The following is a 401-nucleotide window of genomic DNA, read 5'->3' on the forward strand; positions in this document are numbered from 1 at the left end:
AACAACAAGCATTAGTGTTACTGTAAATGCAGAGTCAGATTCAGAACAGGACAAGACTCTAGTGAGCATAACAGCACCAGAAGCGATAACTGGAGTAGTCTACGGAACAGACAAGACGGCAGAAGCCCTTGGGTTGCCTGAAACCGTAACATTGGTAACAAACTTTGGAGATGTGCCGGCTAACGTAACATGGGATGTAGAGAATTCAAGTTACGATCCTGCTGTGAAAAAAGAGCAGAAATTCGATGTAGATGGAAGAGTCGAATTACCAGCAGGTGTGGTAAATCCAGGTAGCGTTGAACTAACAACAAGCATTAGTGTTACTGTAAATGCAGAGTCAGATTCAGAACAGGACAAGACTCTAGTGAGCATAACAGCACCAGAAGCGATAACTGGAGTAG

Annotated in this window: 1 protein-coding gene; it reads left to right on the forward strand. The window is 43.6% G+C overall.

The window, feature by feature from the left end:
• Positions 1-401 (forward strand): hypothetical protein (locus tag UQ64_RS31445; RefSeq protein ID WP_209445902.1); only part of this gene is annotated, 401 nt, incomplete at both ends.

Origin of the sequence: Paenibacillus etheri (assembly GCF_001012825.1) — a bacterium.
Classification (GTDB): domain Bacteria; phylum Bacillota; class Bacilli; order Paenibacillales; family Paenibacillaceae; genus Paenibacillus_AQ; species Paenibacillus_AQ etheri.